Here is a 21,970-nt window from a genome sequence, read left to right on the forward strand (position 1 = left end):
TTATGACAAGAATTAGAAACGTTGGCGGTAAAATTATAGAAACAACAGGAGGAAAAGAAATATATTATGCTAAAGAAAGTATTGTTTATAATGCCAAGAGAAAGATATCTTTTACTGCAAAAGAGGGAACTTTTTTTGGGGAACCAGAAAGTCCAAATGTAACAATTAAGGAAGCAGAATATAAACTTGAAAGCACTTATGCACATGATCAATTGAGCCAATTGGCAACAGAATTGGCTGAAATGCCTTTTATGTTCTGTATGCTTGAAATATTTGGCTATGAAATTGAAATCTCGGCATTAAGTAAATTATATAGAGATCTTAGTGATAAAAAAATTCAAAATCCTGAAATTATTGTTTCGCAGATTCCTGTAAACGGAAAAAATGCAGGATATAGCAATAAAAGGAAAAAAATTATTGTTTATCAAAAGTTTATTGAAGATGCCGTAAAAGATAATGATAAAAGTGCAGAACTCTTAGCTGCACTTGTTGAAGAATATGGGCACCATATTGATAATTTACTTAGAACAGAACTTGCAATAGAGGGAAAGCCAGATAATGATGTCATAGATGAAGGAGCAAAATTTGCTTACGCACTGTTTAAATTTGATATTTTTAAAGAGTCTTCCTTAAATTATGCTAAAACAGAAATGCCTACATATAAAGGAGATTTAAAAGTTGATTTTTCAAAACTGCATACGGAAATTACCAGATATGTAGATGAAAATGAACAGTATGATGAAGTTCCGGGTACTGATATCTCTAATTTTGGAGCAGGACGAAACCGTAAACTCAACAAAGATGGAGCCTTTGCACATGGTGACATTGAATTTGAAAGTTTAGTTAGTAAAGAATTATTCGATGATCAACAAGTTAGTAAAATATATTATGGCAATTGGTTAAGAGATTTTTCGCAGTTAATAGTTGGTATATCAGTTCGAGGAGCTAATGCGGCGATTAAACTTCAGAAAAATAAAGTTGTACAAGAAGCTATGCCTATGAAACTTTCTCATGAAACCTGGGTGAGTTTAATGGAGATCTTAGCTATAAAAGAATTTATTTACGATCCCGCAAAAGAGGCAGGACATACAGTTACAGATAATTTTATTGATCTTAAAAAAAAATTTGACAATGAGTTTGGTTCTTTAACAAAAGATGTTTTAGGAATTTATAGACCTGAAGAGCATATAGACAATCCAAAAGGGTTAGAAGATGAGTCTCAAATAACTGATGATAAGGGCAAAGCAATTTCATTTAATTATAATGGTAAGTCAAAAACCTTATATGCCGGAGATAATAAAAAATCATGGAGTTTAGACGCAAGTCGTAATATGTTGCACTATTTCTGGACAGATTATCCCGAACGCCCTGCTGCGGTCACCTATATGAAAGAGCAAATTATTCTGGCATGCCAAAAGGGCAAAACTTCCGAAGGATTTAGGGACCTAGGGGCAGGATTACATGTTTTAGAAGATTATTTTGCTCATACTAATTTTACTGAAATTTCATTAATTAAAAATGGAGCTTCAATGGTGTATCCATGGGTGCAAGACAAACAAGGTAAAGCCTCAAAAGAGATTCCTATAGTAAGCGGTACCTTTTTGACTGAAGATACTTTTGCCAGTGTAGGACCAAAGGCGGCAAATCTTTTATTTGACCCTAAAGTAAAGGACTATCAAAGACGAATTCCTAAGCAAAGAACATTAAGTGAAATGTTTATTGTAAAGGTTTTACAAGATTTAGCAAAAGGGCAAAAAAGCGACACGGCAAAAAAGAATCCTTCATACATGGGGGTGGAATTCTCTACTTGGTTAAATTGGTTTACAACCTATTTGTCTTTTCAGGATTTTATGGCTGCCGAATATATTAAGGCAGATAAATTAAAATGGAAATCGAAAGATTTTGCTGAAAAATTAGGTGCAAAAGCACTAGAGGCATTCTCAAAATCTATGGATTACACTTCACAGGTAATGTCTTTTTTTCCAAAAGTAGTCTTTAATATTGTATTAAGTTCTTTTGAAACAACAGTGCCGGAGGCTCAAAGTCATTTAAACAAAAATTATGGCAACTGCCCATCGCATTCTCAAATTGCAAAAGACTCGTACAGCCATCCACTTAATAAGCTATCAGCGACTCTAGCAAAGAAAGCGGTAAAAGATGTAGGGGCAAAGTTTAAAGAAGGCTGGGATGGAAAAAAACTAGCCGATTATACTGCTGATAAATATTTTGTACACCCCAACTCTAAAAATGCTGATTGGAGTGATGAAATTGTTAAAAACTGGAGAGATCAACCAAGCAATAAAAAAATAATTGACAATTTAAAATATGATACTATTTATGAACATGCTCATCACGAAGCCCAACAAATTAGTCAAGAGACTTTAAAAAAAATAAAAGAAGTAATGGATTATTTTAAAAAAAACAGCAAATGATAAAAAAACTAAAAACAGCGATAGTCCTTTTACTTTTAACAATACTAAATACCCAATGTCAAAATATGAAAACAGAAAAAAATAGTGATGTCTCACAAGCGGCTATAAAAATAGACAGTTGTGGTTTGTCTTACAAAGGACAGCATCTGGAATTAGGAACATCTCTAAGTGAATGGGAAAAAGTGTTAGGAAAGCCTAGTAGAGATACAAATTTGGCTTTTGTTTGGGACGATCTGGGAATTGCTATAGACGATTGGCAAAATGAAGGCGAACGAGGTAAAGTAGCTGCTATTTATATATTTTTTATAAATCTAGATAGTCGAGAAGGCAAAGCAGGGCAATTGAATTATGCCAGAGATCATGAAGAAATTACTGAAGAATGGAAAAATAATATACTAAATGATAAAAGTAGTTCTTTTGAGGAAAATAAAATGAGATTAAAAAATCTTGAAGAAGAAAATGCCCCTAAAAACTTCATTTATCCATTTACTACCTACAAAGGTTATGTAAACTTACATGGTTTTCCTGTGGGAGCCGATATGAAAGTAGCCGAAATAAACAGTTATCGAAAAGACCTGCCATTTTCAGGACAGTTTGGTTATGTTGATCAGGATATAGATGGTGTAAATGACTCAGGCAATACAACGGATACTTTTGGAGGCGATTATAGAGCGCCAGGTGAAGAATGTAAAGATGGGCGTTTACAATATTATGAATTGACATACACAGCAACTGGAGCTTTAGAATATTTGAAAATTGGTTATGAACGTTTGGATGATTATAAATATAGAAAAGAACGTGATAAGGATAGAAAAGAACGAGAAAAAATGGGACAATAATCAAAAAGTTTACAATTAATAATTTTATAAATATTTAAAGAATAGAATAATAAATGAAAGAAAATATTAAAACTGGAGTTACAATTATAGCAAAGACAACATTAAAATGGTTGATAGTGTTAACCACTGGACTTTTGTCTTCCATAATGTTTTTTATGATTATATTATTTCAAAACATACGTTTAGCAGGTGGTGGACATGGAAATGCTATTGCGCTCATGATTAATTTGGCGTTAAATAACCCATGCGCATTTATTTTAGTTGTTGGTTCCCCTATTTTTATTCTTTTATATTTCCTATTGGCTAATAAAATAGCAATTCAGTCTGTGCTTTATCTAATGTGGAAAAACAAAGCACAAAATTTTGTGGAGGGCAAAATAATTAGAATTGTAGACAAAGTAACAGATAATAGTGAAATAGTAAATAGTATCTCTAATGAATCTATATTACGATTGAAATTATTGCAGGAAAACAATAAAGATCAGGAAGACTCGAAGATTAAGAAAAAAGTAATTAATTATTTGTTTGCAAAAGTAAAACTTGATGATATTGATTTTAAAAATAAAGATTTAAAATTATCAGACATTATTTCTACAAGAATAAGCAGAATATTATCTGAAGCTGTAAAACCTTCTTATTTGTTTTTTTGGATATTATTAGGTATTCAGCTTGTTTTATTTATAGGTGCCGAAGTTTTTTAAAATAAATGTGACAAAATGGTTAAATGATTTTGAAGACAAAAAATATTGAGACAAGGGTAAAATGATTATAGAAAAACTGAAAAAGACAAACTCAAAAAATAGAAGATAGTACAGAAAGATCTCAAAATAACGTAAAACTTAAATTATGTATTCAGAAAAAATAATACAAGAAATTAGAATTGTTCGTCCTGTTGATAGACAAGGCAATTATTATTTTATTGAAAATATTGTAACTGGAGCCTTTTTTATACTTAGAAGAATTCCACAGGCAGAAGGAGAATATACCATAACTTACAAAGATTGCTATGATAATTTAATGATGAATAATAAAGACTTAAAAATTACATTTAGCAATGATGAGGTAATCCAATTAAATGGATACAGAAGTCAAGTTTATTTCAGTAATCATATGTCTGTAACCGCCTTGCCAATGAAAGATATTCAAGAAATTGCTAATAAAACATTTTATACGGAAGGGCAATATGAAGCTGTAGATTTTGTGAAACTTCATATGTTTGATTACAATAAAGCAGAGTTTTTACTTCGGCACTATTAGTAAGCTATTATGCTAAAAAATCCCGACAGATTAATTTATTTGCCGGGATTTTAAAATATAAAAACTTGAAATTTTGTTGTGTTATAATTTAATTAAGCATTCAAAGCTTCAACCGTAATTGCTTCATCATTAAGCATGCTTTTTAGCATATTTTCGATACCGCTTTTTAAAGTAAAAGTTGATGAAGGACAACCGCTGCAAGCACCTTGAAGAATAACTTTTACAGTTTTGTTGTCTTCATTGTATGAATCAAAAGCAATATTTCCACCATCGGCAGCAACAGCTGGTTTTACATATTCTTCTAAGATGTTGATGATTTGCTGTGAAGTAACATCTAATTTGTCAAACGCTTCATCTTTTGTTGCTTCATTTTTGGCTTTAGTTTCAATCAAACTTTCGTCTAGAACAGTTCCTCCGTTTTCAATATATTGTTTAATGAAAGTTCTTAATTCCAAAGTAATTTCATCCCAATTGTTGATTTCGTATTTCGTTACCGAAATGTAGTTTTCATCAATAAAAATTTCTTTTACATAAGGAAATTTGAACAATTCCTGAGCTAGCGGAGAAGAAGCAGTCTGATCAATATTTTTATATTCAACTGCATTTCTAGTCAACATTCTGCTAACAACAAATTTTAACGCTGCAGGATTTGGAGTTGTTTCTCCATAAACCGTAATTGGCTGTTTTTTAGGTGCGTTTTCGTCAATGTTTACAATAACACCGCCTTTATCAACAAATGCAGCTATTTGCTCTGCTACAGCATCTTTCACATCATCCCAATCAACAATACTGAATCGCTCGATTGCAATGAAGTTTCCTGAAATATAAACTGTTTTTACAAACGGAAGATAAAATAATTGCTGTGCAAGAGGTGAAGATTTAGCCTCGTCAATGTTTTTGAATTCAAAATTTTGATTTCTAGTAATGAAATCATCAAACTCAAACTTAAGAATGGTAGGGTTTTGTGTTTCTTTTATAGTGATTTTTGTCATGGTCGTATATTTTTTGCAAATTTAGTAAAGTTATTTTCTACTAATACTTATATTTGGTTTTTTAATAAAATAATTAAGACTCTTTACAAATAAATCGTATTAAATTAGAAGAGTCAAAAATTTCTTTAAACAATTCTGCCTTTATGAAATTTAGAATCAAGGTTTTGTTCATTTTTTTGATTACCTCATTTTATTCCTATTCGCAAGAAGGAATTCCTGTTTACTCAGATTATTTGTCTGATAACCTTTATTTGATTCATCCATCGATGGCTGGTGCGGCAAATTGTGCAAAAGTTAGATTGACTGCAAGAAAACAATGGTTTGGAGAAGAAGATGCGCCTTCACTGCAAACTTTGAGCTTTAATGGAAGAGTAGGAGAACGTTCAGGAGCCGGAATTATTGTTTTTAATGATAAAAATGGATATCATTCTCAAAAAGGACTAAAGCTTACTTATGCACATCATATTATGTTTTCTAGAGATGAACTTGATTTGAATCAGCTTTCATTTGGTATCAGCGGAGGCGTTATTCAGAGTCAATTAGATGAAACTAAATTTGGAGGAACTTTTGATCCAATTGTTTTTGGTTCTATTCAAAAAGATTCTTATTTCAATGTTGATGTTGGAGCTTCGTATAATTATTTAAATTTTTATGCACATGCAACGGTTCAGGGATTGCTAGAAACTAGAAGAGAATTATATACAGATTATGAAAGTGATAATTTGAGAAAGTTTTTGCTTAGCGCAGGATATGTTTTTGGCAAAAATGACAACTTCACTTGGGAACCTTCGGTATTGCTTCAGGTTTTTGACAAGACAAAAGAAAAAACAATCGACTTGAATTTTAAAGGCTATAAAAACATGGATTTTGGAAGTTTATGGGCCGCATTGTCATACAGAAGAAGTTTTGATGGCGCACAATACAGTACAGGAAGTGGCGTGAAAGCTCAAAAATTGCAATATTTTACTCCGATAATTGGAATCAATTTTAACAATTTTATGTTTGCTTATACCTACTCGCAGGTTATGGGTGACGTAAAATTTGATACTGGTGCTTATCACCAAATTACTTTAGGAATCAATTTGTTTTGTAAAAAAGAACGTTACGATTGTAATTGTCCTGCTATTAATTAATATGTTATGTTGATCAAGTCTGTAAACGGAAAATCGCCTTTGATTCCAGAAGATTGCTATGTTGCTGAAAATGCTACTATTGTAGGGGATGTATCTTTTGGACACTCTTGTAGTGTTTGGTTCAATGCAGTTGTTCGCGGTGATGTTCACTTTATTAAAATTGGAAATAAAGTAAATATTCAAGATGGAGCAATTATTCATTGTACTTATCAAAAACATCCAACAATTATTGGAAATAATGTTTCAATTGGGCATAATGCCATTGTTCACGGCTGTACAGTTCATGATAATGTTTTAATTGGAATGGGTGCTATTGTAATGGATAATTGCGTAATAGAAAGCAATTCCATTATTGCGGCGGGAGCAGTTATTACTCAAAATACAATTGTAGAGTCAGGAAGTATTTATGCGGGTGTTCCAGCAAAAAAAGTAAAAGATATAGATCAGTCTAATTTTGCAGGGGAAATTGAGCGTATTTCGAACAATTACGTAATGTATTCAAGTTGGCTTAAAAACGAAGAATAGACAAGAAATATTTAAAATTTAAAAAACCAAATTCCAATTATACATTTAATTGGAATTTGTTTTTTTTTATTGGAATTTAAAATTATAAATTGATTTTTTCGAAGAAAGCAGTCTTATAGCTTTCGCTGATTGGAATTCGTTTGTCGCTAATCAAAACCTTATTTTTTTGTATCGATTTGACATGTTTTATATTGATGATATAAGACCTATGAATTCGTGAAAATCCTTTGCTGGAAAGCAAATTTTCAAGTTTTATTAAACTAATTAAAGTCAGTGTGAATTTATTGTCTGTTGTGTAGATTTTTACATAATCTTTCAGTCCCTCAATAAATAAGATATCCGAAAAATTCATTTTTACGTTTTCATATTCGGCTCTTACAAACATAAAATCCTGTTCTAATTCAGGAGCTGTTGTATTTTCGGAAATAGCTTGGATTGCAGTTGCTGGATTCACGATTTGCTGTGCTCTTACAACTGATTTTAGAAAACGATGGAACGGAATTGGTTTTACCAAATAATCTACAGCTCCAAGATTGAAACCTTCTACAGCATAGTCAGAATACGCAGTAGTGAAAATTACCAAAGGCTTTTTTTCGATAGTATTCAAAAAATCAATTCCAGAGAAGTGTGGCATCTGAATGTCTAAAAAAATTAAATCGACATTGTTTTGATTGATAAAAGAAACGGCGTCAATAGCATTATTAAAAGTGCTGACTAATTCAAGATAATCTACTTTCTTGACAAAATCTTCTAATAATTCAACTGCTAAAGGTTCGTCATCAATAATTACACATTTCATTCTGCTGGAAATTAGATTATAAAAAGTTTTGTTTTGGTGTTCAAAAGTACTTTGAAATCAATTAATTAAGTTTTAAAATTTTCATAAAATAAGTCTTTATTTTATAATTATCTCTTAACGTTTCAGCATAATATTTTTAATTTATAGCAGTTTGAATTTGATCCAAACTTAAATTCAGATGCACTCGATAATAGGCATTATCTTGTGTTATAGTAAGCTGATGCGCATTTGGATAAAGCAAATCAAGTCGGTTTTGAATATTTACCAAACCAATTCCTGAGTTTTCAGGATCTTTAACATAGTTTTCGATTGTATTTTCGATCCAAAAATCAAGACTGTTATCAAGAATGAAAATTTTGATTTTTACGTGCGCGGCGCCTTTGTAATCTGTTCCATATTTAAAGGCATTTTCAACAAATGAAATCAAAAGCAATGGTTCGATAAATTTATTTCGAGTATCGCCGTGCACATTTATGACAATATCTTCAATATTGTTTAATCGCAGTTTTTGCAGTTCAATATAATTCTGAATATAATTGATCTCTTTTTCTAAAGCCACCGTTTTGTTATCAGTTTCATACAACATGTATCGCATGAGTTCAGATAATGTCACGATGGCATCAGGGACCAAATCAGATTTCTTGTGTGCTAATGAATAAATACTGTTTAAGGAATTGAATAAAAAATGCGGATTTGTTTGTTTGCGCAAATAGATCAATTCAGTACTTGTTCTATGAGTTTCGGCAATTAATTTATTTTGCTGATTATTATAAAATTCAGCCAATGTTCTAATAATTGCGCTTATAGTAATAATTAAAATATAGAAAAAAGAAGGGCCAATTTTAAAGAAAAGTGGTTGTCGCCTAATTTCGGTTCTAAAATGAGGTCCTCCTTTTGGAAAAAATTTAGGATCAGGCATCATTCTTGGCGGTCCCATATTTTCAGGTCTTAAATGTCTGAATTCCGGAAGGAAATAATTAGTTCGGATGACCATGAACAATACGATAAGAGCCAAAACAAAAATAAAGTATAACCAATATTTTTTCTCTAAAAGCAAAGCTGGAACCAAGTAAAAATAGTTTAGATAAAACAATATAATTCCGGTAATCCATTGTGCATAAAAATCATTATTGATTTTGAAAGGACTTTCGTAAAATTGAATTAAAGAAGTCAATATAAAGAAAATCCATATGATGCAATGAAATAGAATTTTGTTTGAGTTAGTATTTTTAATGGCGTCTAGCTTCATTTACAATTTTATTTTTAATAAAATTAAATCATTTTTCGTTATAGTTGGTGACATATTTTGATCGAGTTTGCTAACTACTAAATGTGCAGTTTTTAATGCATCTTCTTCAGATGAAAAACTTTTTACAGTACTGATTACGGGAATAATAGATTGTTTTATTAGGATTTTGTTTTTGGCTGAAATCGTATATCCCCAACCTGTTTTAGTTTGGAAAGAATCAATTTTAAATGTTTCTGTTTTTCCGCATGCAGTAAATTGCAAAACAAGTAAAATAAACAATAAATTCTTCTGGATTTTAGTCCAGAAGAATTGTTTTTCGGTATTAATTATCATCGTCGCTTTGTTCATCAAGTGGTTTAAATTCCCAGGCATCATCAAAATAAGTTGATCCAACTCGTCCGAGCATGTAAAAACCTCGGTTATTGATTGCGAAACCTACTGCATCAGTTCTGGTTGCACCTTCCATAGAAGTTCTTTCAACCCAAAGATCTGTTGATGGGTTGTACTCCCAAACCGTTTTTACACCATCGCCGCCAACAACATATCCTAAACCATTCATTGAAAAACTTGATGCATTTGAACGTGTTACTGCATAATCATCATTGTAAGTGTAATCGTCATCAATGTCTTTATCGATATCACGTTTTCTAGTCCAAGTGTCTGATGCAGGATCAAATTCCCAAAAATCTTCTTGATAAACACCATTGTTGATTCCAGTTCCTAAATAAGCTTTGTCGCCAATTATAAAAACAGTAGCATTACGTCTTTTGTTTCCGCTAAAACCGTTTACTAATGTCCAAGCATTTGTTTGATCATTATATTGATAGAAATCTTTTAGATAGTTTCCGTCATAACCAGTTCCAAAATAAGCTTTTCCGCCAACCTGAAATCCAAGCGCGCCATAACGTCCTGTTCCTGCAAAATCTGTTTTTTGAGTCCAGCTGTTGTTCGTTGGGTCATATTGGAAAAAATCTTTTAATTTATTTGTTCCGTCATAACCAAGACCAACATATCCTTTTTCGTTCAAAGCAAAACTTGAAGCGGAGCTTCTTCCAACTCCAATAAAATCAGCTTTTTGTTCCCAATAATCACCATTTGAATTGTAAGCCCATAAATCTTTTAAATATTCATCGCCGGTATAACCAGTTGCTACATATGCATAATCGCCAATAACGAAACTTGTGGCACTAGATCTTGCTGGGCCATCAAATGCCGACTTTTTAATCCAGTTTCCTATCAAATCGTCATCGTCATCATCATTACTGCAGCCTACAAAAACAAGAGCTGAAAATAGAGTCGCGAATAATATTCCTTTTTTCAAATTATTCATAATGTATTAAATTTATTTATTGTTTGTATTTGATCCCAATTCCTAAAATGTATCCGTTGCCAGTATTAAAATTGTATAAAGTGTGGTCTTCAGAATCGGTGAGTTTGTAATTTTTGTTGAAATCATACCCAGCCTTAAAATTCAAAAACCAATTTCCATCTACATTTCGCTCATATTCAAATGCCGAAGTCATTTGTGACAAACTCATTCTTGAAGCATTGTAATATGAATCTTTTTTTTGGTCTAAATTGTAAAAGTTTCCATTGAAGCTGTTTGTTAAACTGAATTTGTTTCGGATATTATTTGAGTATGAAATTTTTGTATCTGGAAATCCAATCGAAATAGTGCTTTCTTCGCTTAAATTATAGTTTAGTGTTACAAGAGGAATAAATTTCGGATTTCCAAAAACGGTAGATCGCGCCACTCCAATAGAAATAGTTGTATTGGAACTCAATTGCTGATTGATTTCAAAACTTCCTAAAAGCGTAAAATCAAAGGCATCTAAATTTTGCTGAAAGCTAAACATTGGCGTAAGTGAAAACTTCAACTTTGTTTTGTCCCAAGTTTGAAATGAATAATCTGTTTTATTGTGAAATTGATTAAACCGATCTAAATTTTCAAGTTCCGAAAAATGATTAAAATCATAATTTACATTCAGCCTAGAATATTCAGTTGTATTGGTGAGCTGATTTTTAGTGTTTATTTTTTTATTAAATACTACCGAAATACTGCTCTCATTAAAATCAATTTTATCAGTAGGTTCTGTTTTTACATTCACATTTGCCGAAAAAGTTTCTTGAGCCTTCATACTAAAAAATGAAATTGTAAAAACCGAACATATTAAAAGCCTTATTCTCATTGCATAATTATTGGTTCAAAAGTAGGTGGCTGATGCTTTTAAAAAAAAGAATATATATGTATGGCGTTTTTTGATAGACTAAATTGCCTTTTTAAAGGCTGAATTGAAGATTTGTTTGTCATTGGGTATTATAGATGATTTTTTGCTGTTTGTAGTGCAAAAAAGCATGGCTGTATATGTTATAGTGTCGTGCAGAATGAGGCATTTTATATTTGCTCAAAAATTTTATTATGCACAAGTTTATATTGATGTTCTTTTTTGCGATCACGATCATTTCGTGCGGTACAGATACAGATGCTGGGGAATTTGTTGTCGGGTCAGATTATTTGGCTGTGAACAATAAAGTTATTATGATCGACACTGTTACGGTTGATATGGCGACAATAAATTTTGACTCATTGATTACTTCAAATCAGAGCAGAATTTTAGTTGGAAATTATGATGATCCTATTTTGGGAAAAGTAAAATCAAATAGTTACTTTCAATTAGCTGCTGACTCTTATACCTTAAATTCTGGTGGCGGTTCTGATACTGAAACGGTGAATTATGTGTTTGATTCTATTGCCGTGATTTTAAAATACGATAATTATTACTATGGAGATACGACAAGTGTGCAGACACTTAATGTTCACAGATTAACGCAAAGAGTAAAACCAAATACAGAAGATGAAAATTTTTATAATAATTCGTCATTGACTTATGGTGATGAAAGTATAGGAAGTATTTCGTATAAGCCAAGACCAATAGAAAAAGATTCTATCACAATAAAAATGAGTGATGCTTTTGGTTCTGCACTTTTTCAGAAATTAAAAAAGAGAGAAATTACAGATTTTGATAGTTTTTCAGAATACCTCAAAGGATTGGTTATTGTTCCTTCTACAACAAATTCTTCGAGTATGATTGGCTTTCATGTTTCGACCAGCAAAGTGCGGTTGTACTACTCCAAATATCAAGCAGACACTGAAGAGATATCTTATACATTAGATTTTACAATTGCTGACGCAACAAGGCAGTTTAACTCTATTTCGTTAGATAAAACAGGAACCCTGATTCAGAATCTGCCTATTTCGAGCAGTAAATTATCAAGTTCGCTCACGGATCGGCAAGGTTTTATTCAGTCGGGAACAGGAGTCGCATGCAGAATTGATTTTCCAAACATTAAGCAACTCAAATATATTTCAGATAACGGAGCAATTGTCAATGCTGAACTTATTTTAAAACCTGTCAATAATACTTATTCGGCTAAATATCCTTTGGCAGATTCTTTGTCTGTTTTTGTAGCAGATAAATTAAACCGAATAAGTACTTCTTTAGTAAATTCTGCTGGAACTACGGTCTATGGTGTTTTAAATAAAAAAAGTGACGAATTCAATGAAGATGTTGCGTATTCAATTCCGCTTGGGAACTTTTTGCAAAAAGAAATGCTAAAAACATCCGATTCCAAATCCTCTCTGATTTTGACATTGCCAGGGATTTACAAAACAGTAAATCGAATTGTTTTGGGCGATCAAAAACACCCAAACAATAAAGTTCAATTGAAAATTTATTATATCTCCTATTAAATGAAAAGTAAAATCATTTATTTAAGTTGCTTCATTTTATTGTCGCTGACTTCATTTTCTCAAAGTATTTCAAGTTCACCTTATTCGCTTTATGGAGTAGGTAGCGTGTATGATTCTGATTTCGGAATTCTTCCTTCAATTGGTTCTTCGGGTATGGCCTTGCCATCGGATACTTTTATCAATAATTTAAATCCCGCGTCGTTAGGGTTTACTTCTTTAAATCATTTTATGTTTGATATTGGAGGAAAAGCTATAACAACGATTTATCAAAGCGGTTCACGTAGTGAAAAGCGAAATAATTTTCAGTTTTCGCACATGGCTTTTGCTTTTCCGGTTACTAAGAATTCAGGATTTAGTTTGGCGTTGCGTCCATATTCGAGTGCAGCTTTTAAAATTTCGAATTTAGAATTGCCAATAGAAGGCAGTCAGGAGTATTATTATTTAACCGCAGTTGGATCTGGCGGATTGAATAATTTTGATTTTTCGTATGGTTATCGATTTGGAAAAAAACTTTCTCTTGGTTTTGCTGGCTCAGTATTATTCGGAAGCACTACTGATGAAAGGCATTACCTGGTTACAAATACACTCACAACCATTAGCAAAAAAACGAGTTATAAAGGTGTTAGAGCGACATTTGGAGCGCAATATAAAATCGATTCAACTTTTACGATTGCTCCAGTGGTCAAGCTTCCTTCTCAAGTCAATGCTTCAAAAGTACAAAGCGTTGCGACTATTGCAGATGATGTGACAACAACAATTCAGTCTGAGGTTGCGTCAGATATAGACGATTACTATATGCCTTTAGAAATAGGAGTGGGGATTAGCAAACGTTTCAAAAACAATTTAAACATGACTTTAGATTATGAAAAGAGCTTTTGGGATGATACCAAACAATCCGAACTTTACGGAAATTTTGTAAATCAAGACCGATTTGCACTTGGGTTTACCTATAGAGCAAAAAAAGATTATCGAAAATATTGGGATCGCGTTCAATATGCAATGGGAGCCAACTTTGATAACGGATATCTTGAAGTAGATGGCAAACGCATAAATAATGCGGCAGTTTCAATTGGTCTTTCGTTACCGATAGAAAATACATTAACGACCCTGAATATTTCATATTCGTACGGACAAAAAGGGAGAATATCGGATAATTTAATAAAAGAAAATTATCATAAACTGTCTTTAAATTTATCGTTAGACGGAATATGGTTCGTCAAGCGAAAGTTTGAATAGCTTTTAGAAATCTTTTTTGATCACAGGATATTTGTGGTCTAAAATAGATTCTAATACCACAGGATTTGAATTAACATAAAATTCAGGCTCAGCATCTTTAAGATCTGAGAAACCAACTTTATCACGCAAAATATTTTGGGTCTGACGGGCCACTGCTTCACCAGAATCTATAATCTGGATGTGGTCCGGCAGTATTTTTTTTATTTGAGGAATCAAGTACGGATAATGACTACAACCCAAAACAAGATAATCAATATTTGCATCTATCATAGGCTTTAAGTACGATTCTAAAAGCGCTGTCATTTCTGGGGAGTTTAAATTTCCGTCTTCAATAAGCTGTACTAAACCATGGCCCACTTGTTCAATGATTGTAGTGTTCTGAAACATTTCGGCAGTTTTATTAAACAGCTCGCTGTTCAAAGTCCCTTTTGTGGCTAAAATACCAATAACTTGAGTTTTTGAATTATTAGCAGCAGGCTTAATTGCTGGTTCAATACCAATAAACGGAATATCGTATTCTGCACGTAGTTCACGAATAGCATTTGTTGTTGCAGTATTGCAAGCTACAACAATCAATTTACAGCCTCTTTCAATTAAAAATTCTGCATTTTTTTTGCTGAGTGCAACAATTTCTTCTTTGGCTCTTTGACCGTAGGGAGCATTTTTGCTATCGGCTAAATAAATAGTTTTTTCGTTTGGAAGAAGATTATGAATTTCATTCCAGATTGAAGTTCCTCCAATTCCAGAATCAAAAACGCCTATAGGATTGTTGTTTGTCATAAATACAAATTTAGTATTTTTTGAAATAAATTGATATTTGAATTTAGCTGAAATCTGCGAATTATTTTCTTTTTTTATTTTAATTTATTGTAAAAAAAAACTGCTCGATACTTTTAAAAGTTTGAGCAGTTTTTTAATACTGAAGAATTCGTTTATTAGAATCCTAAATCTTTTTTAACATCAGCAGTGATGTTTGGACCATCAGCCAAGATAAGGCTAGAACCGTCTAAAACGTATTGGTAACCTTTAGCTTTTCCAACTTTTTGGATAGAAGCTTTCACTTTCTCCATAATTGGTTTCATGATGTCATTGTCTTTTTGTTGTAGTTCTTTTTGTGCATTGTCTCTGTAATCAACAATTCTTTTTTGCATGTCTTGAACTTCTTTAGCACGCTCTGTGTTAACAGCTTCAGTTGCTGTTGTAGATTCTTGTTCGTACTTTTTGATTTTAGTTTGGTATTCGTCTACCATTTTTTTGTATTCAGCGTCGTATGTACCACTTAATTTTTGTAGTTGATTTTGAGCATCTAGCATAGCAGGCATTTTCGACATAATCTCGCTAACATCAACATGGGCAACCTTAGCCTGTGCATTCATTGTGTTACTTGCTCCTAAAATTAGAACGGCAGCAATTAGTAAAGTTTTGATTTGTTTCATCATTTTTAAAATATTAATTAATTATTGGTCGTATTAGGTTTTTGCGTTTCGGCTTCTTTTGCTTTTTTGGCCGCTTCTCTTTCTTCTAATATTTTCTTTCTTCTTTCTTCTAGTTCTTTTTTACGTTGTTCGTAAAGTTTTTGTCTTTCTGCTGCTTTATCTACTGCTGGCTCAGTTGTTGCTGGTGCAGTTTCGGTTGTTGCCGCAGGTTTTGCTGTTGTTCCGTCAGTTTTAACGGCTTCAGTTGTTTTTGCAGCTTCAGCTGTTTTTGCAGGTTCAGAAACCGTGCCATTTTTTTTAGCTTCTCTTTCTGCTTGAATGGCTTTTCTTCTATCGTCGTATTCTTTTTTCTTAGCCTCTTGTTCTAATCTTCTGTCTTCAATTAGTTTTTCTCTCGCAGCTCTTTTTTCATCAAGTGCTTTTTGTCGATCAGCCATCGCTGGATTTTCGTCAATAGCATTTTCTTTAGCTTCTTTAACTTCCTGATCTTTCAATTGTTTTTTAGTCAATTGTTCTCTTTTGTCAGTTCTGTTTAAAATTCGTATAACCTGATCACTGATGTCAAATTTCTTGTTGCTGAAAAGCATTGTCAAGTCTGAAGACTTATCAAAAATAAAATCATAATTTTTAGCTTCTGCGATATCTTGCACTGCCGTAAAAACTTGATCTTGGATTGGTTTAGCCAATGCGGCCTTTTGGTGAATCAGATTTCCATCAGAACCAAATTGCTTTTGCTGATAATCCATCATTTCTGTTTCCAGAAATTTTATTTCAGTTTCTCTTTCATCAATAAGCTCTTTTGTCAAAAGTGCTTTCTCTGCTTTTAAACTTTCTTTCAGTTTGTTTATTTCTATTTTTTTGGATTCAATTTCTTGTTTCCATTTTTGAGCTTTCAGCTCCAATTGAGCTGTCGCCTCTTTATAGTCAGAAACATTTTCAAGAATATACTCCATGTCTATATAGCCAATTCTTGTCGTTCTTGTCTGTGCCTGACTTGTATTTGCTACAATCAAGGCTAAAAATAAAAATAAAAACTGTTTTCTCATAACATAACTTTATTGATGATTTTTAACCAAACGCTAATTGTCTAAAATTGTTGTCCAATAATGAAATGAGTTTCCCATCCATTTGGTTTATTGGTAACAGAATTAGGAAGTGCGTCGAAACCGTAACCAAAATCGATTCCTAATAATCCAAATGCTGGCATGAATACACGTAATCCTACACCTGCAGAACGGCTCAAATCAAACGGATTGTAATCCTTAAATTGAGGATAAGATGCACCTGCTTCTAAGAATGTCAACGCATAAATTGATGCTGACGATTTTAGTGTAATAGGATAACGTAACTCCATAGAGAATTTGTTATAGATTGTTGCTCCAATCTGTTGACCCGCAGCATTTGTAGGAGTCAATGATCCGTTTGGATAACCTCTTAAACCGATAGTCTCTCTACCATCCATTGAGTATTGCGCCATTCCGTCTCCTCCTAAATAAAAACGCTCAAACGGTACAACTCCTCTTGCTTGATCATAAGCTCCTAAGAAACCAAATTCTGTCAATGTTCTTAATACTAATTTTCCATAAACCTTAGTATACCAGTCTGCTTTGAATTTAATTTTATAGTATTCTAACCAATTGTATTTCTTTTGATCGACTTTGCCTTGATCAGTATCTGCACTAGCATAGTCTGAACCAACACTTACATATCCAGTTTTTCCATTAACGGTTTCTGTTTTCACATAATCGCCTGTGTTTAATGGTTGGCCATCTACTCCAGAGTCATTCGCTCCAGTATATTGTGTTTTGTATTCTTTTTGGTTTTGTAAATCTCCATAATTAATTCCATTAAATAATGAATACGGAGGCGTTACTTTCGCTGAAATACTAAATTCCGAACCATACATTGGGAAAATAGGGTTTGTACCTTTGTTATTTCTGGTTAGGCCTATAGTATAAGCAAGGTTTCGCGATGCTCCGTTACCAAAGGTAAACAATCCAGTGTAATAATTGTTCAAGTCATAGTGCTGGTAACTTACAGATTGTGATAATACAAAGAAGTCATCAGGCACCGTTAAACGTTTTGCTAAACCAACTTGTACAGTAAAAATATTAAAACTTTTGCTTTTATCAACAGTTCTTGTTGCATAATTGTTGTTGAACTGCTTACTGTATGAAATCGCAGAACTAAATTGTACTGGTTTCTTGCCTCCAAACCATGGCTCAGAGAATGATAAGCTGTACGTTTGGAAATATGTACTTCCTTGCAAACGAAGTGCTACTTTTTGACCATCTCCCATCGGAAGTGGTTTGTACGATTCTTTGTTGAATATATTTCTAGCTGAGAAGTTGTTGAACGAAAGCCCTAAAGTTCCAATGAAACCACCTCCACCGTAACCTCCTTGAAGCTCGACCTGGCTAGATCCTTTTTCAACAAGTTGGTATTCGATATCTACTGTTCCAGCTCCAGCATCAACATTTCTGAATTCAGGTTTGATAGATTCCGGATCGAAGAAACCTAACTGACCAATTTCACGAATTGTTCTAACTAATTCTTCTTTGCTGTATTTGTTTCCAGGTTTAGTTCTTAACTCACGATATATAACGTGGTCATTTGTTTTGTCGTTTCCTGTAACATATATTTTGTTGAAATAAGCAATTGGACCTTCTGTTACTCTAATTTCAAAATCAATTGTATCATTAGCTGTTCTAGTCTCTACCGCGTTGATATTAGAGAACAAGTAACCATTGTTTTGGTACAAGTTTGTAATATCTTCTGCATCAGGTTTTGATTTGTCTGCGATACGTTTTTCTAGTAAAACTCCGTTGTAAATTTCTCCTTTTTTAATACCTAAAATACGGTGTAAAAATTGGTCAGAATAAACAGTATTTCCTAAAAATTTAATGTTACCAAAGTAGTATTTGTTTCCTTCTTCGACATTAATTTTTATGGCAAGCATATTTTTGTCCTTATTATAAGTAACAGAGTCGTAAATGATACGAGCATCGCGATAGCCTTTTTCTTTGTAGGCTGCAATTACTTTTTCTAAGTCAGTTTTGTATTTTTCAGGAATAAATTTTGATGCTTTTAAAACACGAAGTACGTTTTTTTGTTTCGTGTCTTTCATTGCGGCTCTTAATTGAGTGTCAGTAAGTTGTTTGTTTCCGGTGAAATCAATACTGCTAATTTTTACCTTATCGCCCTTGTCAATTCGAACCAACATGTTTACTTGGTTTCCAGCAGTGGTGTCAGGTGTATTTGTAATAGTAACTTTTGTGTTATAGTAGCCTTCTTTTTTATATTTATTTTCAATATAGTTTTTAGTTGTCGTAATCAAGTTTTCATTGACAATTTTGCTTTTTGTCAAATTATTATCCTTAATAAGTCCTTCAATTTTGCTCTTCTTGACCCCAACGATTTTAACTTCGTTCAATTTAGGAAGCTCAACAATATTCAGGTCTAGATAGATACTGTCGTGTTCAACTTTATTGATGTAAAAAGAGATTTCGTCAAAAAGGCCAAGTTTGCCTAATTTTTTAATAGCGCTACTGATTTCTTCACCAGGTACAGTAATTTCCTGCCCTTTTTGAAGACCAGAGAAAGTAACAACGGTTTGTTCATTGAAGCTTATTTTACCAACTACAGAAACTTTAGCAAGAATATATTTTTTTCCTTGATCAAAAGGAACTCGCTCTTGTGCTTTTATTTGTGAAAAACTACCCAAAAATAATAGGGTACAGATTAATTGTGGTATTCTCTTTTGTAACACTAAAAAATTATTTAATTTGTTCACTTGTTTTTCCAAATCTACGTTCTCTTTTTTGATAACTAATGATAGCCTCATATAAATCTTGATCTTTAAAGTCTGGCCATAAGACATTCGTAAAATACAATTCTGCGTAGGCAATCTGCCATAGCAAAAAGTTACTTATTCTATGTTCTCCACTTGTTCGTATTAATAAATCTACGTCAGGTAAATTTTGCGTGTAAAGATGCTCATTTATAATTGAATCGTCAATAGTGTCTAATGAAATTATATTATTTTTAACTTTATCGCTGATGATTCTCACGGCATTTACCAATTCTTCTCTCGATCCGTAACTTAAAGCCAGTGTAAGCGTAAGACGAGTGTTGTTTTTCGTCTTATCCATAACGTCTAAAAGTTCTTTTTGGGCTGATTTTGGCAATTTCTCAAGATTTCCAATAGCGTTTAGTCTGATATTGTTTTCTTGTAAAGTAACTAGCTCTTTTTTTAATGAATTGATCAATATCTTCATTAATGCTTCAACTTCCAGTTTTGGTCGATTCCAATTTTCAGTAGAAAAAGCATATAATGTCAAATACTCTATGCCAAGTTTGGCACAGGTTGTAATTGTTTTTTTTACTGATTTTGTGCCGTTTTCATGGCCAAAAGCGCGTAAAAAACCTTGTTGTTTAGCCCAACGTCCGTTCCCATCCATAATAATGGCAAGGTGTTTAGGCAAATTTTTGTGATCTATAGAGTCTAGTAAATTCATTTTTTTATTCTGCGCAATAGCAAGGTTTTTGTCCAAAGGTATAAGTCAGTGTAATGCCAGAGAACACATACCAGTCATTATTATTTAAATTTCCAAAACGCAAATTCGAAAGATTGCTGTTTGAAGGATAGCTACCATCAATATTATCTGTAAAAGTATAGCGGGCGCCAACTTCGGCTCCTATAATAAAGTGGGGCGTTATATTTGATTTGATTCCTAAAGTCATCGGAATGGCAATCGAACTTGAAGTTTTGTCCTTGTACGTATAGCCTCCTTGAATGTATAGGTCATCATAAAAAAAGTAACTTAAACCTGTATATATATAAGGTGTAACTTTTGTATGGTAATCGTGCAGATTAAAATCGAAAAAATTAAATTCTAAACCGGCAGAAAGCTCTTTGATGTTGTTTCTAAAGCTGTATCCTCGGTTGTATCTTCCTGATTCATCTGAATCGGCATCATTTCCGGAAACTGTAGATTGTGTATACGAAAAGCGGTACGCGTGACGCGGACTTTTATTCCATTTGTATAATACACCGAAAGCCAGTTTGTCTGGATTGATATAAGTCGTACTTCCGACGTCGCCAATAAAGTTGCTTCCGCCAAGAAAAACACCTAACTCATTTATTTGAGCATGAAGTGTAATAAAGGGGAAAAAACATAACAATAAATTAAAAATTTTCTTCATTTAATTCAAAATTGCGTGCAAATATAATAATTATCGATACGAATCAACGTCGCTTTAGTTAAATGTGCTTTTTTTTCAATTTACATTATGATTTTGAGACATTTAATGCGGATTCGATACATGCAGAACGAGAAAAAGTGGTATTATCGTATAGTCGGGTGTCAGAAAAGGACTTAATTTCTCTTGTCTTCACCCCAAAGCAATTTATTCCTTAATGTTTTCAGGAAAGTTTCGCCAGGAATCTCTACCATTTTGATTTTGTAATCTGTTTTTTTGATTTTTAAAATAGACTCGTTTTTTACAGATGAAATCCTTGAATCTAAAGAAACTAAATATTGATCTTCTCTTCCTGATACGCGTAAAGTTATTTCAGTATCATCAGGAATAACAAGCGGTCTTGCCGTTAAGTTGTGTGGCGCGATTGGTGTTATGACTAAGCTTTTTACATCTGGCGTTAAAATAGGTCCGCCACAACTTAAAGAGTATCCGGTAGAGCCTGTTGGTGTTGAAATGATTAATCCGTCAGCCCAATAAGAATTTAAGTATTCGTTGTTTAAATACGTTTCTACAGTAATCATCGAAGTAGTGTCTTTGCGGCTGACAGTTACTTCGTTCATTGCAAAATTCAATTCTGCGAAAGCTTCATTATTTGGTTCAGAAGTTAGTCCGAGAAGGGTTCTTTCTGAAGTAGTATAATTTTGATCGATCACGTACTGCAATAAGATGTCGATGTTTTCTTTTTGGACTTTGGCAAGAAAGCCTAATCGGCCTGCATTAATTCCTAAAAGCGGAACGCCAGAATTTCGTACCAAAGCAGCAGATCTTAAAACGGTTCCATCTCCGCCAATACTAATCAGCATTTCAAAACTATCATCTAGAATTGTGCTCGATGAAAAAGTTTTATACTCTTTTTTCACCAGTTGTTTTTCATAAAGCATTTCCAGAAAATTCTCTTCAATAACAATTTCGACATTATTGGTGGTAAAAAACAAAAAAATGTCTTTTATAATAGGCTCGGTGCTGTTTTGATAATATTGTCCGTAAATGGCTATTTTCATTCTTTTTAAATTAGATAATTTGTCAATGTGTCAATTAGATAATTGTTTTAAAATGCGA

The 21,970-nt window shown here is 32.7% G+C and carries 21 protein-coding genes; 8 read left to right on the top strand and 13 right to left on the bottom strand.

The features are described from left to right. Positions 1-2: 2 nt before the first annotated feature. From EYY60_RS10460 to EYY60_RS10475, 4 genes are all read left to right on the top strand, one after another. Positions 3-2,432 (top strand): HET-C-related protein, encoded by a 2,430-nt coding sequence (locus EYY60_RS10460; protein WP_132989300.1) that lies wholly within the window; start codon positions 3-5, stop codon positions 2,430-2,432. After that, positions 2,429-3,271, top strand: coding sequence for a DUF7738 domain-containing protein (locus EYY60_RS10465; protein WP_132989301.1), 843 nt, complete (start codon positions 2,429-2,431; stop codon positions 3,269-3,271). Before EYY60_RS10460 ends, EYY60_RS10465 begins: the two co-directional genes overlap by 4 nt. A gap of 53 nt (positions 3,272-3,324) precedes the next feature. Beyond that, on the top strand, positions 3,325-3,972 hold the full coding sequence (locus tag EYY60_RS10470) for a hypothetical protein (RefSeq protein ID WP_132989302.1): 648 nt from the start codon (positions 3,325-3,327) through the stop codon (positions 3,970-3,972). Positions 3,973-4,117: 145 nt separating this feature from the next. Then, positions 4,118-4,528, top strand: coding sequence for a hypothetical protein (locus EYY60_RS10475; RefSeq protein ID WP_132989303.1), 411 nt, complete (start codon positions 4,118-4,120; stop codon positions 4,526-4,528). A 92-nt stretch (positions 4,529-4,620) separates the two neighbouring features. On the opposite strand, the gene EYY60_RS10480 is transcribed toward EYY60_RS10475, so the two are convergent. Then, complete coding sequence (locus EYY60_RS10480; protein WP_132989304.1) at positions 4,621-5,520, bottom strand: NifU family protein; 900 nt, start codon at positions 5,518-5,520, stop codon at positions 4,621-4,623. Between the two features lie 143 nt (positions 5,521-5,663). Between EYY60_RS10480 and EYY60_RS10485 the strand changes: the two genes are divergently transcribed. Together EYY60_RS10485 and EYY60_RS10490 are read left to right on the top strand one after the other, a co-directional pair. Beyond that, positions 5,664-6,653 (top strand): PorP/SprF family type IX secretion system membrane protein, encoded by a 990-nt coding sequence (locus tag EYY60_RS10485; protein ID WP_132989305.1) that lies wholly within the window; start codon positions 5,664-5,666, stop codon positions 6,651-6,653. Between the two features lie 6 nt (positions 6,654-6,659). Then, positions 6,660-7,178: a gamma carbonic anhydrase family protein gene (locus EYY60_RS10490; RefSeq protein WP_132989306.1), complete on the top strand. Its 519-nt coding sequence runs from the start codon at positions 6,660-6,662 to the stop codon at positions 7,176-7,178. An 82-nt stretch (positions 7,179-7,260) separates the two neighbouring features. Here EYY60_RS10490 and EYY60_RS10495 read toward each other — a convergent pair whose 3' ends face one another. The 5 genes from EYY60_RS10495 to EYY60_RS10515 form a co-directional block, all read right to left on the bottom strand. Then, on the bottom strand, positions 7,261-7,977 hold the full coding sequence (locus EYY60_RS10495; RefSeq protein ID WP_132989307.1) for a LytR/AlgR family response regulator transcription factor: 717 nt from the start codon (positions 7,975-7,977) through the stop codon (positions 7,261-7,263). A 136-nt stretch (positions 7,978-8,113) separates the two neighbouring features. Then, positions 8,114-9,226 carry a sensor histidine kinase gene (locus tag EYY60_RS10500; protein ID WP_132989308.1) on the bottom strand — a complete coding sequence of 371 codons (1,113 nt, stop codon included), beginning with the start codon at positions 9,224-9,226 and terminating at the stop codon, positions 8,114-8,116. Next, positions 9,227-9,559: a DUF4907 domain-containing protein gene (locus EYY60_RS10505; protein WP_132989587.1), complete on the bottom strand. Its 333-nt coding sequence runs from the start codon at positions 9,557-9,559 to the stop codon at positions 9,227-9,229. Further along, positions 9,549-10,556 carry a Kelch repeat-containing protein gene (locus EYY60_RS10510; protein ID WP_132989309.1) on the bottom strand — a complete coding sequence of 336 codons (1,008 nt, stop codon included), beginning with the start codon at positions 10,554-10,556 and terminating at the stop codon, positions 9,549-9,551. The genes EYY60_RS10505 and EYY60_RS10510 overlap by 11 nt, the downstream gene beginning before the upstream one ends. Before the next feature lie 16 nt (positions 10,557-10,572). Next, a complete protein-coding gene (locus EYY60_RS10515; RefSeq protein ID WP_235832316.1) occupies positions 10,573-11,364 on the bottom strand; it encodes a DUF6268 family outer membrane beta-barrel protein in 792 nt (263 codons plus the stop codon). A gap of 281 nt (positions 11,365-11,645) precedes the next feature. Here EYY60_RS10515 and EYY60_RS10520 point away from each other — a divergent pair, with 281 nt between their 5' ends. Together EYY60_RS10520 and EYY60_RS10525 are read left to right on the top strand one after the other, a co-directional pair. After that, a complete protein-coding gene (locus EYY60_RS10520) occupies positions 11,646-12,977 on the top strand; it encodes a DUF4270 family protein (RefSeq protein ID WP_235832317.1) in 1,332 nt (443 codons plus the stop codon). Then, the gene (locus EYY60_RS10525; protein ID WP_132989311.1) at positions 12,978-14,213 is read left to right on the top strand and encodes an aromatic hydrocarbon degradation protein; all 1,236 of its coding nucleotides are present in this window, start codon (positions 12,978-12,980) and stop codon (positions 14,211-14,213) included. A gap of 3 nt (positions 14,214-14,216) precedes the next feature. Here EYY60_RS10525 and murI read toward each other — a convergent pair whose 3' ends face one another. From murI to EYY60_RS10560, 7 genes are all read right to left on the bottom strand, one after another. After that, positions 14,217-14,993, bottom strand: coding sequence for a glutamate racemase (gene murI, locus EYY60_RS10530; RefSeq protein WP_132989312.1), 777 nt, complete (start codon positions 14,991-14,993; stop codon positions 14,217-14,219). 155 nt (positions 14,994-15,148) lie between these two features. Continuing rightward, a complete protein-coding gene (locus EYY60_RS10535; protein ID WP_208749468.1) occupies positions 15,149-15,652 on the bottom strand; it encodes an OmpH family outer membrane protein in 504 nt (167 codons plus the stop codon). A 14-nt stretch (positions 15,653-15,666) separates the two neighbouring features. Continuing rightward, entirely contained in the window at positions 15,667-16,695 is a 1,029-nt protein-coding gene (locus EYY60_RS10540; RefSeq protein WP_132989313.1) for an OmpH family outer membrane protein, read from the bottom strand. A 41-nt stretch (positions 16,696-16,736) separates the two neighbouring features. Continuing rightward, entirely contained in the window at positions 16,737-19,493 is a 2,757-nt protein-coding gene (locus EYY60_RS10545) for a BamA/OMP85 family outer membrane protein (protein WP_162847873.1), read from the bottom strand. Then, positions 19,426-20,166 carry an isoprenyl transferase gene (locus EYY60_RS10550; protein WP_132989314.1) on the bottom strand — a complete coding sequence of 247 codons (741 nt, stop codon included), beginning with the start codon at positions 20,164-20,166 and terminating at the stop codon, positions 19,426-19,428. The genes EYY60_RS10545 and EYY60_RS10550 overlap by 68 nt, the downstream gene beginning before the upstream one ends. Positions 20,167-20,170: 4 nt before the next feature. Next, complete coding sequence (porG, locus tag EYY60_RS10555) at positions 20,171-20,854, bottom strand: type IX secretion system protein PorG (RefSeq protein WP_132989315.1); 684 nt, start codon at positions 20,852-20,854, stop codon at positions 20,171-20,173. Positions 20,855-21,027: 173 nt separating this feature from the next. Further along, positions 21,028-21,912, bottom strand: coding sequence for an NAD kinase (locus EYY60_RS10560; RefSeq protein WP_132989316.1), 885 nt, complete (start codon positions 21,910-21,912; stop codon positions 21,028-21,030). Positions 21,913-21,970 lie beyond the last annotated feature (58 nt).

It is taken from the genome of Flavobacterium zhairuonense (assembly GCF_004352915.1).
Taxonomy (GTDB): Bacteria; Bacteroidota; Bacteroidia; order Flavobacteriales; family Flavobacteriaceae; genus Flavobacterium; species Flavobacterium zhairuonense.